At 63.5% G+C, this 16,726-nt stretch carries 16 protein-coding genes and 4 tRNA genes; 9 read left to right on the forward strand and 11 right to left on the reverse strand.

What is annotated here, in order from left to right; all coding sequences use genetic code 11:
• Positions 1–78 precede the first annotated feature (78 nt).
• Both B4400_RS13630 and B4400_RS13635 read right to left on the reverse strand, forming a co-directional pair.
• Entirely contained in the window at positions 79–774 is a 696-nt protein-coding gene (locus B4400_RS13630) for a CPBP family intramembrane glutamic endopeptidase (RefSeq protein ID WP_078310843.1), read from the reverse strand.
• A gap of 147 nt (positions 775–921) precedes the next feature.
• Positions 922–993, reverse strand: a tRNA-Val gene (locus tag B4400_RS13635).
• Positions 994–1,161: 168 nt separating this feature from the next.
• On the opposite strand from B4400_RS13635, the gene B4400_RS13640 reads away from it, so the two are divergent.
• The 6 genes from B4400_RS13640 (at position 1,162) to B4400_RS13665 (ending at position 2,776) form a co-directional block, all read left to right on the forward strand.
• Positions 1,162–1,234 (forward strand) — tRNA-Gly (locus B4400_RS13640).
• Positions 1,235–1,259: 25 nt separating this feature from the next.
• Positions 1,260–1,333: transfer RNA gene (locus tag B4400_RS13645), tRNA-Cys, on the forward strand.
• A 10-nt stretch (positions 1,334–1,343) separates the two neighbouring features.
• A tRNA-Val gene (locus B4400_RS13650) sits at positions 1,344–1,418 on the forward strand.
• Positions 1,419–1,510: 92 nt separating this feature from the next.
• Positions 1,511–1,774 carry a hypothetical protein gene (locus B4400_RS13655; protein WP_286151556.1) on the forward strand — a complete coding sequence of 88 codons (264 nt, stop codon included), beginning with the start codon at positions 1,511–1,513 and terminating at the stop codon, positions 1,772–1,774.
• Positions 1,775–1,991: 217 nt separating this feature from the next.
• The gene (locus B4400_RS13660) at positions 1,992–2,261 is read left to right on the forward strand and encodes a type II toxin-antitoxin system TacA family antitoxin (RefSeq protein WP_078310895.1); all 270 of its coding nucleotides are present in this window, start codon (positions 1,992–1,994) and stop codon (positions 2,259–2,261) included.
• Positions 2,261–2,776, forward strand: coding sequence for a GNAT family N-acetyltransferase (locus B4400_RS13665; RefSeq protein WP_078310844.1), 516 nt, complete (start codon positions 2,261–2,263; stop codon positions 2,774–2,776). Before B4400_RS13660 ends, B4400_RS13665 begins: the two co-directional genes overlap by 1 nt.
• 161 nt (positions 2,777–2,937) lie before the next feature.
• Here the strand turns inward: B4400_RS13665 and B4400_RS24680 are convergent, their stop codons facing one another.
• The 3 genes from B4400_RS24680 to B4400_RS25150 all read right to left on the reverse strand — a co-directional run bounded on the left by B4400_RS24680 (position 2,938) and on the right by B4400_RS25150 (position 5,462).
• On the reverse strand, positions 2,938–3,906 hold the full coding sequence (locus B4400_RS24680) for a hypothetical protein (protein WP_170915002.1): 969 nt from the start codon (positions 3,904–3,906) through the stop codon (positions 2,938–2,940).
• Positions 3,907–4,012: 106 nt separating this feature from the next.
• Positions 4,013–4,825: a carbon-nitrogen hydrolase family protein gene (locus B4400_RS13675; protein ID WP_286151247.1), complete on the reverse strand. Its 813-nt coding sequence runs from the start codon at positions 4,823–4,825 to the stop codon at positions 4,013–4,015.
• Positions 4,826–5,345: 520 nt separating this feature from the next.
• Positions 5,346–5,462: a three-helix bundle dimerization domain-containing protein gene (locus B4400_RS25150; protein ID WP_502688397.1), complete on the reverse strand. Its 117-nt coding sequence runs from the start codon at positions 5,460–5,462 to the stop codon at positions 5,346–5,348.
• Between the two features lie 380 nt (positions 5,463–5,842).
• On the opposite strand from B4400_RS25150, the gene B4400_RS13685 reads away from it, so the two are divergent.
• Both B4400_RS13685 and B4400_RS13690 read left to right on the forward strand, forming a co-directional pair.
• Positions 5,843–6,505: a sensor domain-containing protein gene (locus B4400_RS13685; RefSeq protein WP_217700463.1), complete on the forward strand. Its 663-nt coding sequence runs from the start codon at positions 5,843–5,845 to the stop codon at positions 6,503–6,505.
• Positions 6,506–6,768: 263 nt separating this feature from the next.
• Positions 6,769–7,659: an aldo/keto reductase gene (locus B4400_RS13690; RefSeq protein WP_078310848.1), complete on the forward strand. Its 891-nt coding sequence runs from the start codon at positions 6,769–6,771 to the stop codon at positions 7,657–7,659.
• On the opposite strand, the gene B4400_RS13695 is transcribed toward B4400_RS13690, so the two are convergent.
• Genes B4400_RS13695 through B4400_RS13715 form a run of 5 tightly spaced genes read right to left on the reverse strand, consistent with a single transcriptional unit; the run spans position 7,656 to position 14,347 of the window.
• Positions 7,656–8,381 (reverse strand): 3-keto-5-aminohexanoate cleavage protein, encoded by a 726-nt coding sequence (locus B4400_RS13695; protein ID WP_078310849.1) that lies wholly within the window; start codon positions 8,379–8,381, stop codon positions 7,656–7,658. The two genes, B4400_RS13690 and B4400_RS13695, sit on opposite strands and share 4 nt — an antisense overlap.
• A gap of 8 nt (positions 8,382–8,389) precedes the next feature.
• A complete protein-coding gene (locus B4400_RS13700) occupies positions 8,390–9,463 on the reverse strand; it encodes an XdhC family protein (RefSeq protein WP_078310850.1) in 1,074 nt (357 codons plus the stop codon).
• Positions 9,460–12,168: a molybdopterin-dependent oxidoreductase gene (locus B4400_RS13705; RefSeq protein ID WP_078310851.1), complete on the reverse strand. Its 2,709-nt coding sequence runs from the start codon at positions 12,166–12,168 to the stop codon at positions 9,460–9,462. The genes B4400_RS13700 and B4400_RS13705 overlap by 4 nt, the downstream gene beginning before the upstream one ends.
• A complete protein-coding gene (locus B4400_RS13710) occupies positions 12,165–12,977 on the reverse strand; it encodes an FAD binding domain-containing protein (protein WP_078310852.1) in 813 nt (270 codons plus the stop codon). The genes B4400_RS13705 and B4400_RS13710 overlap by 4 nt, the downstream gene beginning before the upstream one ends.
• Positions 12,977–14,347: an 8-oxoguanine deaminase gene (locus B4400_RS13715; protein ID WP_078310853.1), complete on the reverse strand. Its 1,371-nt coding sequence runs from the start codon at positions 14,345–14,347 to the stop codon at positions 12,977–12,979. Before B4400_RS13715 ends, B4400_RS13710 begins: the two co-directional genes overlap by 1 nt.
• Before the next feature lie 62 nt (positions 14,348–14,409).
• Between B4400_RS13715 and B4400_RS13720 the strand changes: the two genes are divergently transcribed.
• On the forward strand, positions 14,410–15,819 hold the full coding sequence (locus tag B4400_RS13720) for an amidohydrolase family protein (RefSeq protein WP_078310897.1): 1,410 nt from the start codon (positions 14,410–14,412) through the stop codon (positions 15,817–15,819).
• Here the strand turns inward: B4400_RS13720 and pucL are convergent.
• Entirely contained in the window at positions 15,816–16,724 is a 909-nt protein-coding gene (gene pucL, locus B4400_RS13725) for a factor-independent urate hydroxylase (RefSeq protein WP_078310854.1), read from the reverse strand. The genes B4400_RS13720 and pucL overlap by 4 nt on opposite strands.
• Positions 16,725–16,726 lie beyond the last annotated feature (2 nt).

The raw sequence follows: 16,726 nt of genomic DNA on the forward strand, positions 1-16,726 counted from the left end.
AGGCATCCAACACTCGGACGTAGCGGCACAGTCAAGAGCGACTTGACCGTGCCGCAGCGGCACCGCAACCCCCGGCAGTCAGTATCCGAGGCCGTGATACAAGATGCCCGCACTGTTATAGGCGATGTGCACCATGACCGCAGGCCAGATCGAACCTGAGCGCCACAGCAGGACACCATTGGCCAAACCGATCATGAGGGCCAAAGGCATCACTCCGTTGATCCCATGTGCCACAGCGAAAACTGCCGCGCTGAAGACCACGCTGATGCAGCTCCCCCAGCGGAACAGGAAAGTCGCAAGCACGCCACGAAACAAAGCCTCCTCACCGAGCGGCGTCAAGATACCGCCCAGCCCCACGGCCGCGATAAGAGGCACTGCTCCCGACCGAGCAGCATCACGGTAGGGCTGCTGAACACCCTCCGCCCCCGGAAACAGCGGATCAAAAATCGCCGAAACCGGCCAACTAAGCCCGAAGCACACCAGGCCGATGACGACGCCGGTCAGCAGCCACAAGAGACTCGTATGCCGCAACCCGAACGGACGGACATCACGAATCCGAACGAGGACCGCAGCAGCAAACGCTCCCAACGGCGCAAGCCCTGAAATCAGGAAGTTCACGTGTCCGAGGGCAACGGGGAAATCTTCCGGCACGAAGTATGCGGCCACGCCGCCCACTAGATACAGAAAGACAGCAGTGGCCGCAGCTACACCAAGTTCCAGCCAACCGGGCCGAGCGGGTCCGCTCGCCGCGCCGAAGTGCTCTACAACACTCATGGGGCGAAGTATCAGCTATGCCCCTAGGGCACACTCAAGCCTCATCGCGCCGTGGCGCTGCCATAAGCGAATCAAGCTCTTATTGCACTCTTAATTAGTGCGGCGCGTGGCAAAGCAGAAAAACTCTCCTGCCCTGTACTTCTTCTGTGGTCCCGGCTGGGTTCGAACCAGCGACCCCTCGCGTGTGAGGCGAGTGCTCTTCCACTGAGCTACGAGACCGCATGTTGATCGTTGATGGCTGATCAACCGAGGTGAAAGGCTAGCACGAGACGCCGGAAACACCGCAGTCCGGCCGCCGACGGGCCGCGCACGCAAGGGATTTGTGATTAAACCTCTCGTTCGACTACTGTTTCACTTCGCACCGGGTGACGATCTCATCCGTTGCGCGCGGATGTAGCGCAGTTGGTAGCGCACAACCTTGCCAAGGTTGGGGTCGCGGGTTCGAATCCCGTCATCCGCTCGGAGGGTGGACAGTCATCCCTAGCGGTGGAGTGGCCGAGTGGTGAGGCAACGGCCTGCAAAGCCGTGCACACGGGTTCGATTCCCGTCTCCACCTCCATAAAGACCCCGCGCGATTAGCTCAGCGGGAGAGCGCTTCCCTGACACGGAAGAGGTCACTGGTTCAATCCCAGTATCGCGCACCAAAGTTTTTGCAGTTCAGAGGTTATTTCAAGACCTCTAATCTGGATGCGGGACCTAGATGGGACCTGACCCAATGGCTAACCGAGAGGAAGCCATGTCCATCCAAATCAAGCGTCACCCGGTCTCCCCCGTCGACACCACCGAGGATCGAGTCGACACGGTTGTCACCGTGGCACTAGGTCACGTCACGGGCCGAATTGTCCGCTCGCAGTACGACGCTGGCACCATTTCCTACAACGCGCACATCGAACTCGTCGGCGACCGCAGTCCCAACCAGATCGATGACCCGCAGGATCTACGAAATCTGGGGACCGTGGCGATCACGCTCGCTGACGAGCTGGCGGCCGTAACCACATAGCCAATACACGGAGGCGCGGCCCCATCCAGGAAAATACAAAGTTCCCTGGCTGGGGCCGCTTCATTGTGACGATAGCGTCTACGCCCTCCCTGTACCGGCGGCTACCGCTCGTCACCGTGGGAATAACGGTTGGACTACAACACTTCTATAGATTTGTACGGACATTCGCCGTACACTTGGGCATGCACCTATGGACACAAATTGGGAGGTGTCACTAATGGCTGCGAAAACGGAACGGGTGGAGTTCCGAACTGAAGAGGCGAGCTTGGTGCGCATCCAGCGCGCCGCGAGCGCGGTTCATGAGCAGACATCAGAGTTTGTACGCAAAGCTGCACTTCAGCGAGCGGAAGATGTTCTACGGCAAGAGCTGGTGACGGCCATGCCATCCGAGCAGTTCGACGCGTTGATGGAGTCGCTGGATGTAGCGGATGCGGCGCCACGTCTGGCTGCGGCCGCTCGTAAGCCCGCGGTGTTCAAGAGGCGCTGATGCACTTCGAGTCGGCACGCTTAGAGGACGACCACCTAGTTGAGGGATTCGACTGCGGTAAGGAATCGCTGAACAATTGGCTGGTCAATGATGCTATGCGTGCGGACAACAACGGGGTTGCTCATGTCTATGTCTGGACTCAGCTCGGTGAGCCAAAGGTGTGCGCCTACTTCGCCATTTGCCCGACCTTGGTCTACCGCGAGGAGGACGGGGTACCTCGAAGCCTGGCCGGTGGCTACTCCAGCATCCCCGGCTTTCTCATTGCCCGGTTGGCACTGGACAAATCACTTCGCGGAAGAGGTTACGGGGAACAGCTGCTAGTCGACGCTCTCGGCAAGGCCGTAGCCGCTTCTGAGATCGGCGCCGGACGTCTGATCGTCGTAGACGCGCTCGATGACGAAGCCGCGGAGTTCTACAAACACTATGGCTTCGCCCCCGTTAAGAATCGGGAGCGCCGCCTGGTGATGAAGGTTTCTACAGCTGCAAAAGCACTTGGGGAACGCTGGCGCGACTAGTTGTCGTACCCCGGGGCTAGCGTCCCGCATTGTGGTGAAGTTCCACGTCGACAAACTCACGACCGGCCAGACGGTGTGCACGGTGATGCACAACTGGGGCCACGGGGTCTGGACGGAAACCATCGCCGGCGACCTACGCGAAGGCAAGGAGTACGCCCGCATCAATGTAGAACCCGGTGTCGAAGTCCGCGTCTGGTACTTCGGCTGCGAGCTGCTCGCTGAGACCCGGGCACGCGGTGAGGTGTGTCGTTGGTTGCAACTAGCTCGAAGGTCTCGCACACCGTCTTAGCGACACCTTTCCACGCAGCCGCGGCAAAGTGGCCGCTGTCGAATCTGGCGTCCAACGCGCTGCCCACCAACTTGCTGGTATAGCGCCATAACGATTCGAACGACCGTTCCATATCGGCTCGGCGCGTCTCGTCACCAGGAAGGTGATAGAGATGCTTAGCGTGCATCAGACCCGAGCGCATATCCGAATAGATGTTTCGGTACGCCCATCTGACTGGATCTGTTTCATTCTCCGGGGCGAGGATGTCTGCCGACGCGATTGGTTCTACGTGCCTGAGAGCGGCCTTGAACCAATCGCTTTCACGCCCTCGCCGGTGGGGGTGCAAGTGGTGCAATACAGCCTCCAAGGCCAGGAACATGTTGCGATACGCGTCGTACAGCACTTCCCCAGTCCTCGCCATCCGCAAGAAACGAAGCGCATCGTGAAGTCGTGGCGGAGGCGGCGGCAGCGAGGGTATCTCATTCCCATCAGCGTCGAGTACGCGAACCGTCATGCTCATCCCCAAAGTGCCAGGAATGATGCTGGTGACGCGCATAGTCACGTTCGGGCCCGTCATCGCCCAGGTCAGAGAAGCGTCGTAAGGCTGGCGAATAACGGCGTCACCCCTGCCTATAGCGGACAGATAGTCAAGGCACAAATTCGCCTGTGCCAAGGCAACTTTGAAAATCTGGTCGATGTCCGAATCAATCGCAGCGTAGACAAGTAGCCACTTTGAGCCATCTGCCACAGCTACGGTCCAATCGCCGACCTTGAACGTCGCCGTCGTTGTGCACCGCTGCCCGAGATCAAATGCCGCACCGCTTCCCTGAAGGTCAATGCCCGCCAGCTGCCCCACCGTCATCTGGGGAGAATACGCGTCACCAAACCGGTTTCGAGTCGAATCCGCTGTCTGGCTGTGAGGCTAGAGGACGTTGTCATCCTCATGGCCATTAACCAGATCATTGACGTCACCGAGTCGGCGGTGGCACCAGAGGGGAATTTAGTTCGGGGCGCAAATCGGCCAGATACGGATTGGCCTGCTGCGCTACACGTACCACCTCGGTATCGATCTCGGCCATGATCGTCCCGGTCCCCGATTCGATGCGGTCGAGAACACCCCCGTCGGGACCGACGATGCTGCTCCTGCCGACATAGGTTGTCGCTCTCTCGACACCGTCGTGATTGATGTACGCCACATAGATCTGGTTCTCCCAGGCCCGTGTCCGGATCACGACATCGGCGACGAACTCAAAAGGCGTCATCTGTGCCGTCGGCACCGCAAGCAGATGCGCACCGGCAAGGGCACTCATCCGGACATTCTCGGGAAACTCCACGTCGTAACAAATCATCATGGCCACGTTGACGCCGCGATACTGCACCACGGTCGCCGGTTGGCTCCCCGGCGTGAAATAGGCACGATCGTTCGCGCCGAAGAGGTGAGTCTTCCGGTGTCGGCCACACACCACGCCCCGCTCATCGATAAAGACAGCATTGTTGTACAGCGCCCCCGCAGCACCGCTTTCCGCCAGCCCCACGATGATCGCAATCTTGTTCCGTTCAGCGATTGAACAGACGGCATCAAGATGATCGGCGCTCACGAGCTCGGGTAAACGATCCCCGATGTCGTAACCGGTGATAAACAGCTCCGGCGTGATGAGCAGATCTGCCTGCCCCGCCAATCTTCTCGCGACCTGGTCGAGCTCAGCAAGGTTGGCATCCGGATTCGCGGGATTCCCGGCCGACTGCAGGCCCGCGACTCGTAATGTCCTAGAAATCGACAAACCTCCAAGCTGGCGCAGTGTCCTCTCCACTGTGGGGCACGCACGTCTCTTACGCATCCGGCACGCCCAGTTTTACGGCACAACCGGGCACGCCCAGCGGTGGCGATCCCGGCATTGTCAGGGCCATCCCATGCTGGCGGTTCAACAAGCAGTCGACGCACTGTCGCCGGACCTGACAGATATCTGTACACAGTCGACACCAGATGCAAGGATACGCACGTGACTGAGGAAGCTTCCGTGGCACAAGCCCGGACACTCCTGGCATCGCTCTACGAGCATGTCAACGAGGTATCGACCACGATGGCCAAGACAGAACACCTCATTCGACATACCTCGCGCCACAGCACAACCCACCGACATCACCACCGCCGGGCGTCAGCCATGCGCAAAGACCTCTACGAAGCCCACCGCCTCATCGACGGCCTACACCACCGATACCCCGCTACGCGAGACACACAGTGGGCTCCTCCACCGTCACGGCACTAGACGCGCCGGCCTTCGACAACTCCACGCGGGCACGTCACTCGACCAGCAAGGGCACAAACTCGCGAACCCGGCAATCTGCGAATTGAGCGTGCGCACTCTGCACGACAGCCGAGACATACGCAGACGACAACCATGAGTACTTCGTAACCATGAGTACTTCGTCATCAGCCGCTGCTAAACCGCAGCCACTAATGTCTGCTCACTCATCCCAGACATCACATCAGAGTGAGCCATAACAACCGAGTCGTCAATCGGTAGTTCAGATCCCATTAACCGGCGGCGTGCCTGCCTCGTCGGTGAGTTGACCCACATACGCCTCCTGCACACAGTTCGCCGTCATGTGTTCATTTCTCATTGCACCTGAGTGAAGAAGTCATTCACCCTTTCGGCTTATCGGTAGCTGAACCTCTAAGAATCTCGCGATTCTTGCGGCTTGACGATCTGATATTTCCCCACTAGAAATTGCTGGTGCACGCCGCTGGAGTGAAGCTAAGTGCCCTGCTCGTCGCGGGCGGGTTGTTGACTGGGTGCGTGGTTCCCGGCGCCGCGAACGTAGGTCAAGGGCACGTTGGCTCGGCCGCAGAGATACTGCCCGATGACGCTCAGATGTCTTCACTTCTGGCGCTCCGGCTCCATTCGGACGCACGCGTCGAAAGACTCGATCTCGCGGCAGCCAATGCCCATAGCGCGGACACCCGTACGAGTTCTGTCGAGTGCCTCGGCGTCGCCTTACCCAGTTGGGGCACCACACTCGCCGAAGCTCCCGTACGCCAGGCGATACAGCAGCAATGGTCGACACGCTGGAAAATTAGGGGCGCTGGTACAGGAACCGCAATAGAGATCCAGGTAGTAGAAATGGACTCTCCCAACAGTGCCAGAACCTGGTTCACCACACTGGAATCCAGCTGGCGGCGCTGCCAAGACAAGCCGTTCACCACAAAGGGCCCCGGGACGGGCGCGGTAACCAACCTGGAAGTTAAAAGCGTTGCAGAGGAAAGCGTTTCCCCAGATTTTGTGCATGCGATCATCGCCGAATCGACTGGACCCCAGCATCTGGCGCCACGCCAAACGCAACGAGCCGCCGTCCAGACATCGCAGTACATCATCGAGGTGTCGGTGCACGAATATGGCAACACCGCAAGTAACAAGGCCCAATCCGTGGCCCGCTTGGTCAAAGCCAACGCCACCGCATAAACACCTCGCAGCCCTCGATTCCGCCATCGTCACCCGGCCTGTCTCGGCGTTCGCGACGTAAGGATCTTGTAAACCCGAAAGCCTTCCGTGCGCCGAAAACCCTTGCTGTTCAGCGATTTCAGCAAGTTCACAGCAATTCTGTGATCGGCATCATAGATACCGACTTCAACTGACAGTTGTACCGTCTCAACTGACACGAGGACGTGTCGCTCCCGGGTATCAATTCCACTGCTCCTTCAGCCGCAGAGTGATTGGAGTCCGTCGTGCAACCATGCACTGTCCCGAAAGTTCGCTTCTACAATGGTGTCGACATCCCCCAGCTGGGCCTCGGTGTCGCCGCCATCCCCAATGTCGAGGCGGAAACCATTGTCCGGCAAGCACTTGACGCCGGATACCGACATATCGACACCGCCACCAGATATGGCAATGAGCGCGGCGTCGGCCTCGGCATCTCTCGCTCTGAAGTGCCCCGCGAAGAAGTCTTCATCACCACAAAGCTGTGGGTAGACGATTTCTGTGATGCCGCAGGTGCTTTCGCACGGAGCCTTGACATGCTTGGCACCGATTATGTGGATTTATTCCTGATCCATTGGCCTGCACCGGATCACGGCCAGTACGTGACCGCCTGGCAGCAAATCGTGCAGCTCTACCTCGCCGGCAACATTCGCGCCATCGGGGTCTCCAACTTCGAGCCCGAGCACGTACAAGCCATTGTTGACGCGACCGGCGTGCTGCCGGTGATCAACCAGGTGGAGCTGCACCCGTACTTCCAGCAGCGAGAGTTGCGGCAGTTCAACACCGACCGCGAAATCGTCACGGAGGCATGGAGTCCCCTCGCCCAGGGAATCGGTACCACCGGGGATTCCCCCCTGGCCGCCCTGGCTGCCAAGCACAACAAGACACCAGCACAGCTGATCCTGCGCTGGCATATCGAACTAGGTCATGTGGTGATCCCCAAGACCTGCTCGCCCAGCCGGTTGACCGAAAATCTCGAGATCTTCGATTTCAGTTTGTCCCCAGAAGATCTCGATGTATTCGTTCAGTTCGACCGACCCAACGGCAGGCTGGGCACCCACCCCAACGAGGGATTCTCGGCACACCATTCAGCGCAGAGCAGATGGCACCGGGAGCAGCTGGCGAAGCGGGCGGCCTAGCGCTTCCCCATCCGGGCACGGGCCGCAGCGACGAGTTCGGCGTTGCCTGCGGCCAGCGATCCATCCGGCAGACGCAGCGTGTCCTCAAGCCCTATCCGTGCGGCAACCCCTCGCGCCACCGCGAGGTCGAGTACCGGCCATGTCGATGAGTCCTCGCCGTGCAGCACCACATCCAGGGCACCAGCCACACGAACCTGCGCCAGCATGCGCACCGCTTGCTCTTCGACTTCGGTGCCGGCGACCCCGCCCGGCAGCTCCAGCAGAACACGGAAGCACTCCTTGCGAAGCGGCGAGCCCGACCACGACAACGCGGCCGCCTCGTTCCACAACCCCGCCTCCACACCGATCCCGCGAGCCAGCAGGGTCTCGGCGACCTCGGTCGCACTGTCCTCGTGCCAATTCACCGAGGCGAAGTCCGGCAGCTCGGCCCACGCGTTGATGGCCGCACAGCGTGCGGCCGAATCGGTCAGGGCCCACGCGCCTGTGGTGACGCCAACGGGAAGACCCGGACACTGCGCACGGATGGCCGCAACGACAGGATCGACCGCACTGGCCAGCAGCGAGTCGAACCCCCTGGCGTCCTTGGCATGAACGTGAACCGCGGCCGCGCCCGCATCGCGACATGCCGCGGCATCCGCCGCGATCTCAGCCGGGGTGCACGGGATCGCAGGGTGCTGGTCCTTGCGTCGCACCCCGTTCAGGCATGCCTTCACATACGCCACGTACGCCCCTACCGGTGGATCGGCCCGTCGGTGTCGCTCAAGGCACGCCCGGAGCCTCCCGAGGTTTCGGCGATGATCTGCGCCGCAATGGATATCGCGGTCTCCTCGGGTGTGCGGGCGTTGAGGTCCAGGCCCAGCGGGCTGTGTAGCCGCCGCAACTGATCCTCGGTGACGCCCTCTTCACCTAGACGCGCCATCCGGTCGGTGTGGGTGCGTCGTGAACCCAGCGCGCCGACAAACGCGACGGGCACCACGGTGAGGGCCGCCGCCAGCATCGGCACATCGAACTTGGGGTCGTGAGTCAGGACGCACACCACCGTGCGCCCATCGATGCGCCCGGCGGCTGCTTCGGCGCGCAGATAGCGGTGCGGCCAGTCGACCACCACCTGGTGGGCGTGCGGGAACTGCGTTTGCGTCGCGAACACCTCACGGGCGTCGACCACCGTCACCCGGTAGCCGAGCTGGCTCCCCGTGTGGCTCAACGCCCGCACGAAGGCGTTGGCCCCCGCCAAGATCATCCGCGGGGGCACACCGAATGCTTGGACGAACACGCGCGGCAGCGCGGATTGATCGGGCTCACAGCGGTCGGCACCTGCCACCGCGCTGCGCCCCGCCCGCACCAGCGACGCGATATCACCATCGATCTGCGGCCACGGCGCCGGCTCGCCCGCGCGCACCAGAGCCCATTCCGGAATCCCCGATAGCGTGCTCACCACGGCAGCAGGCTCCCCCGCCTCGGTCATGCTGCGCAATCGGAGCAGCAGCGGCAATCTGTCGGCACCAACACTTTCGGTGACAACTTCGATCTCGCCGCCGCACGTCAGTCCGGCCGCCATACCGTCGTCGATACCGAACCGCTCGCTCACGCACAGGCCGGTCTCCAGAACTTCACGCGCGGTATGAATGACCGCCGCCTCCACGCAGCCACCCGACAACGACCCGATGACTACCGAATCGGCCGTCACGATCATGGCGGCGCCGGGCTCGCGCGGAGCCGCACCACTGACCTCCACCACGCGCGCCAGCGCGACAGTGCCACCGGTCTGGAGCAGGCGAACCAGATCGCCGAGTATGTCTTTCATGAGGGCTCTCCCGCCCCGGATGTGTTGATGGCCCGCCACACTCGCGCCGCGTTCATCGGTAGGCGGTGCATCCGCACCCCGACAGCATCGCGGATGGCGTTGGCCAACGCCGGCGCCACCGGGTTGTACGGGGACTCGCTCATCGACTTGGCCCCCAGCGGCCCCAATGTGTCGTAGGTGTCGGCGAAGTAGACCTCGGTATCGGGCAGATCGACCAGCTGCGGAATGTGGTAGTTGCGCAGGGTCGCCGTGCTGACGACGCCGTCGCGCACCAGGATCTCTTCGTAGAGTGCCGAGCCAATGGCCTGCGCGACACCGCCTTCCACTTGTCCACGGCACTGCTGCGGATTGACGATCACCCCGGCATCGGCGGACTGCACCGACTGCAGGATCCGCACGGTGCCGGTGTCCGGATGCACCCCGACCCGGAACGCCTGGACATTGAACGCGACCGACCGCGGTGTGCCTTCGTGGCGTCCCAGCGCCGTCAGTGGCTGGGACGCCGAGTCCGCGATATCGGCCAGTCTCAGCAGATCCTCGCCGAGCCGCACCCCGTCCGGTCCCAGCACACACCGCGATTCCAGCACTCCCAGCTTCTCCGCGGCGAACCGGATAATCTTGTCCCGCAACAGCTCCGCCGCCCGGTGCACGGCCAGTCCGGCGACAGTGGTGCCCGCCGATCCGAATGCCCCGGTGTCGTGGCCCACCCCATCGGTATCGGCCTGATGAACCTCGACCTGACTCGGTGCGCACCCCAGCACGGCGGCCGCGAGCTGAGCGTGCACGGTGGTCGTGCCGTTGCCGAATTCGGCCGAGCCCACGAAGATCCGGTAGCGGCCCCGCTCGTCCAGCTCGGCACGCGCATCGGCCACATGCCCGCGCGGCGGCACGGTCGCGATCATGGCGATGGCCATACCCTCGCCCACCTTCCAGTCCTCGGGTAAGTCCGACCCATTGCGCGCCGGGTCGGCCGCGCCCCGCGCCAGCGCATGCTGCGCCAGGTCCAGGCACTGGTCCAGCCCATAGCTGCCGAATTCCAGGTCGTCCTCCTCCACCTCCCAGCTGACAAAAGGATCTCCCGGGACGATGGCATTGCGGCGCCGCAACTCGAACGGGTCGATACCGAGTTCACCGGACAGCTCGTCGAGGGCCGACTCGATCCCGAACAGCACCTGCCCCAGCCCGTAGCCGCGGAACGCACCGGACGGAAGGTTGTTGGTATACACGGCCTGCGCATCGACTCTCTTATTGGCGCAACGGTATTGCGCCATGGACTCGTTGCACCCGTGAAACATGACACCCACGCTGTGGTTTCCGTAGGCCCCGGCATCGGAGAGCACATCCACGGCCAGCGCCGTCAACACGCCGTCGAGGCCCGCCGCGACGGTCACGTCCACCCGCATGGGGTGGCGGCATGGCGCGATGGTGAACTGATCGCTACGGGTCAACTCGTAAACGGCGGGAGCGCCAGTCGCGCGCACCGCCAGCAGCACGAGGTCCTCGGTGAGCATCTCCTGTTTGGCGCCGAACCCGCCGCCGACGCGCGGCGCGAACACCCGAACCTGTTCACGCGTAAGCCCGAAGATATGGCAGAGCTCGTCGCGGACCAGGAACGGGACCTGGCTGCTGGTGCGCAGAACGTAGCGCCCGCGCTCGTCCTGCCACCCCACCGAGCCGTGCGTCTCCAGGTGGACATGCTGTACCCGGGCGGTCTGCCAGCTGCCGCGTACCACCGCACCAGACTCCCCCGCACGGGCCACCGCCGTCTCGACATCGCCGACCTCACCGTGCACCTCCGCCACCAGATTGCGGGCGGGGTCAGCGATCCTGGCACTGGCCCCTTTATCTCCGTGCACCCGATGCACGCCCGGTTGCTGCGACAGCTCGGGATCGAATACCGCCGGCAGTACCTCGTATTCGACCTCGATGTGCTCGAGCGCCCGGTGCGCGATGGTCGACGAGTCCGCGACTACCGCCGCGACGCGCTGTCCCGCGAACCGCAGCACACGGTCGAAAACCAGTGTGTCGTCGGGATCATCGCTGCGCTCATGGTGGCGCGCGGTGGAGAACGGCACCCCGGGGTCGTCGCGATAACACAGCACCGCGCGCACCCCCGGCAGGGCGCGGGCCTTGGCGATGTCAATCCGGATGATGCGGGCCGACGGGTGCGGGCTGCCCAGTACCGCAATATGTCCCACACCGGCGGGCAGCTGGTCCATGGTGTACGGCTCGGTACCGGTGACCACCCGCGCGGCGGCCGGAGCGCTGACGGTTCCCTTCGGTGGTGCGACACCACAGATTGCGGCGCGAATGGGCCTATACCCGGTACACCGGCACAGATTGCCTTTCAACGCGTTTCCCAGATCCCCGGTCTGATCCTCGGTGAGCGTCGCCGCCGTCAACACCATTCCGGCGGTGCAGAATCCGCATTGAAAACCCGCATGACCGATGAATCCACGCTGCATGGGATGCAGGTCATGTTCTTCTCCGAGACCGCGGACGGTGAGGATCTCGGCATCGGTGACCCGATGTGCGGGCACGATGCAGGAGTGTTGCGAGGCACCGTCCACCAACACCGTGCAGGCGCCGCAATCACCGGCGTCGCAGCCTTTTTTGACCTCGCTGTGGCCGTGCTCGCGCAGGAACGTGCGCAGACACTGCCCGGGCCGTGGGCTGGTGTCGATGATCTGGCCGTTGACCTTCACGGGCGCCCTCCGGTCAGTTCTTCAGCGACCTCGCGGGCCAGCTGCGCGGTGACCGCGCGCCGCCAATCAGCGGTGCCGTGGGCATCGGTGTGGAACTCCGAGCCGGGAATGCCCGCAGCGGCCTCGAATACACCCTCCGGATCGGCCGGGAGGCGCAGCACGATCGGCCTGCGCGTTCCGGCGGAGACTCCGAGCACAATGTCGTGGCCGTCGAGCCTGCCGGTAACGAGCGCACCGGAGCGGCCCAGTGCAGAGTACGCGAGCTTGCGTAGCGCTGTCGGTTGCGTGAGCGCCGCAGCGGGAAAGGCGATGGCGCGCAGGACATCACCGGCTCGCAATACCGTCTCGTTGACATCGGTGACGAATTCGGTGATGGCGCAACGCTCGTCGGTGCCGTCGCGGCGCCAGATGAGCAGCTGGGCGTCCAGGGCCGCGCACAGCGAGATCATCGCTCCCGCCGGCAGACCCAGACAGATGTTGCCTCCGACCGTCGCGGCACGCCAGATCTTGAATGAGGCCAGCAGCGCACGCGCGCACTGCTCAAAAAGGACGGTCGCACTCCAGTGCGGCGGATAGGAGGCGTTGATGAGGCGTTCGATACTGCAGGTGGCTGCGACCTGCAGGCCGCCCGCATCGACCACCACATCGGGCCACCGCATGCCGGCCAGGTCCACCAACCGCCGCAACTCCGGCTGCGGCTGGCTCATGAGCCAGGTTCCGCCCGCCAGCACGCCGTCCTGCGCTCCGAGGCCGCTGAGATCTGCGCGCTCTCGCGGAATCAGCACCGAGTCGATGGTGTGCAGATCCATCAGCGAACCCTGCCCATCAATCCATGATGCGCCGCCCGCACCGCGGCCGCGATCCGATCGGTATCCACCGTCAGCATCTCCCCATCTCTGACGACCAGTCGCCCGTTCACCCAGGAACACCTGATCGGCGGTACCGCACCCAACATCAGAGCGGCCACCGGATCATCGATGCCGCTGTGGCCCAGCGTGCGCAGATCCCATAGCACCAGATCCGCGCACTTACCGGCCTCAATCGAGCCGATCTCGTCGGCGCGGCCCAGCAGGCGAGCCCCGCCCAGTGTCGCCAACTCCAGCGCGGTGCGGGTGCTCAGCGCCGTAGGCCCTCCGACAGCACGCGCCAACAACAGTGCCTGATGCGCCTCCCCCAGCAGCCGTCCCGACTCATTGGAGGCCGCACCATCCACCCCCAGACCCACCGGCACCCCAGCCGCCAGCAGCTCCCGGGTGCGGGCGATACCGGCGCCCAGGCGCCCATTGGAGGTCGGGCAGTGCGCGATGCCGGTGCCCGTGCCGGCCAGGCGGGCAATGGCCGCATCGTCGAAGTGGATCCCGTGCGCGAACCACACATCGGGGCCCAGCCAGCCCAGCTGTTCCATGTAGTCGATGGGGCTGCAGCCAAACCGCTCGGCACAGTAGTCAGTTTCGTCCTGGGTCTCGGCCAGGTGGGTGTGCATCCGGACACCGTGCTCGCGAGCCACGAGCGCTGACTGGCGCAAGAGATCTCCGCTCACCGAGAAGGGCGAGCAGGGTGCCAGACCGATGCGCACCATGGAGCCTGGCGCCGGATCATGCCAGCGGGCGACGGCCGCGGCGCTGGCCTCCAAAGCTGTGTCGATCGACTCCACCAGACTGTCCGGGGGCAAGCCCCCGGCGGACTGTCCAAAGTCCATTGAACCCCGGGTCGGGTCGAAGCGCAGCCCGACTTGCCTGGCTGCCTCGATCTCAGATTCCAGTAGATCGCCTGCACCAGAAGGAAATACATAGTGATGATCGGTCGTGGTGGTACATCCCGATAAGGCCAGCCAGCTCAACGCGCCCTGTGCCGCTACGTAGAGATTGTCGGCGTCGATACCCTCCCACACCGGGTACAGCGCGGTAAGCCATTGGAAGAGCGTGTGATCGGCGGCGAGTCCGCGGGTAATCCACTGATAGAGGTGGTGGTGGGTGTTCACCAATCCCGGTGTGAGTAGACAACCACGACCATCTACACGTTCGGCACCACCCAGTGTCCGCCACGGGTTCTGTTCTCCGGCCGGCAATACCGCGGCGATCCGCTGGCCATCGATGACGACAGTCGCACCGTCAAGCTCACGCCCGTCGTGATCGACCGTGGCCACGAATACGTTCTCGATCAAAGTGATTGAGCTCATCGGCCGGACTCGCTGCCGCACTTCGGGCTGCGGATATGACACGTGGTGTGCACTATGGTGCGATGCACCCGATTGCAGCCACCGTCTACCGCGGGCACATCTTCCACATCGCGGGCTCCCCCGGCGTGGCAGATGCGGCCGCGCATCTGCAGTCGATACCCGATGGAGCGCTGGCAGTCGGCATCGATGGTGTGATCGCCTACTGCGGCACCTACCCCGAACTGCCCCAGACCTACTGCGCGTGGCCCGTGCACGATCATCGCCCCGGATTCCTGCTGCCCGGTTTCGTGGACACCCATATGCACTTCCCGCAGACCTATTGCACCGATTCTTATGGCGGCGGCCAACTGTTGGAGTGGCTGGAGCGCTGCATCTTTCCCGCCGAGGCCCGCTTGGCCGACCCGGTGCTGGCACAGCGCGCTGCCGAAACCTTCTGCCGCCGCCGGATCACCGCCGGAACCACGGCCGCGATGGTGATGGGCTCGGCCTTTCCTCAGGCCCAGGACGCCTTGTTCACGGCGACCCGCGCCGCGGGCCTGCGGATGGTCAGCGGACGCGGTGTGCAGACCACCGGGCCCGACAGCGCCACGCCGCTGCTCACCACGACCGAGCAGGCAATCCGGCTGTGCGCCCACGAAATCGACAGCTGGCACGGCGACTCCCTCACGGATGTGGCACTGGTGCCCCGCTTCTCGCTGTCCGTCGCGCCCGGCACCCTCGCGGCGCTCGGCGAGCTCTATGACGAGGTGCGGGATACGGGTGTCTACTTCCATTCGCACCTCAACGAGAACGCCCGGCCGGGCACCGGCGAGGTGGATGCCACCCTGTCCGCATACGGGGTCGGGAGCTACCTGGATACCTATGACGGTCATTTTCTGCCCGGCTCCCGCAAGGGCGGCTCGACCCTGCTGGGCCGCAGAAGCATTCTGGCCCATGCCGTGCACTGCCAGGACGCGGAACTGGCCCGCATGGCCGAAACCGGAACCTCCATCGCACATTGCCCCACCTCCCAGCTGTTCCTGGGTTCCGGGACCATGCCATGGCGCCGCACCGTCGGCAGTGGAGTCAACGTCGCTCTCGGCACCGATGTGGGTGGTGGCGACGAATGGCTGTTGACGCGCGTACTGAACGACTGTTTCAAAGTCCATATGACCGAACCGGCTTCGGCTGCGGTATCTCTACACCCCGCCGAGCTGCTGTTCACCGCCACGCTTGCCGGGGCACGCGCGCTGGACCGCGAGGACACGTTCGGCAACCTGGACCAGGGCAAGGACGCGGACTTCCTGATCATCGACCCGCACCGATGGGAACCGTTGGCCGACAACCTTTCCCACGGCATCCGATCCGACGACGAGCAGCTGGCCACCGAGCAGACGCTGTTCCGCCTGCTGATGGGGCTGCGCGAGCCGGCCATCAGCTCGGTGCGAGTACGTGGGCGCGATATCACCGGCTACCTCAACCGCGACAGCTAGACCAGCCAGGCCAGATGTGGATCCCAGGCCGGCCCGGCCTCCGGTGCGTCGTCACGGGTCACGACGGCCTGAATCAGCCCGTACGGGCGGTCATCGGCATGAAAGACCTCGTTGGGGTTCTCCAGCCCGAACGGTGACAGGTCGTACACGAAGTGGTGTTTGTTGGGTGCCGAGAGCCGGACCTCGGCGATCAGCGGATAAGCCTCCAGGATCGCCTTGCCGATCTCGTACAACGTCTGCTGCAGGGCGAGCGAGTGCACGGTGGCGAACCGCTCAAGAATGAGCGCCTTCACTCCGAGATAGGTCTGGTCCCAGTCGACTTCGGTACCCACGAAGCGCCACTTGGCCACCAGTGAGGTGGCCATCACCCGGTCGTTGGTGGGCTGCAGGACCGTGTACTTGTCCTCGAGGAAATCGTGGAACTCCGAACCCGTCGACTTCAGGACGACAAGGTCTTTGAGACCGCCGATCACCCAGGTCCGCTGCGCCGCACCCACACCCTCGACGGTGATCTCGGCGGTGCGCACCTCCTGACCCTTACGAACCCAGGCGTGATCATGTTCGCGCCCATCGACAAGGACCCTCTCCCAGGCGTATTCGTCAATCTCAATGCGCGCGCCGGTTACCGGCTCATACTCGTCCACAAAGTGGTGCGCCAGGTCCAGACCGTATTGTTCGATGGTCTCGATGCCCTTTTCCTTGGCGTAGGCGTAGATGGTCTGCTTCTGGCTGTCGGTGGGCAGCACCTTGCGCTGATCGCCATCGGTGTAGGCGGCGGCGAAGTCCCCGCGCAGCGCGCTACCGACGTTGAGGTCCTTGATCTCATGGCGCGGAGAGTCCCGGTAGATCCGAACGACTCGGTTCTCGGCCTTGCCGTACTGGTTGCCTCCGAGGACGATTGCCATCG

The organism is Mycobacterium sp. D16Q13 (assembly GCF_002013375.1).
In the GTDB taxonomy this organism is placed as follows: Bacteria; Actinomycetota; Actinomycetes; order Mycobacteriales; family Mycobacteriaceae; genus Mycobacterium.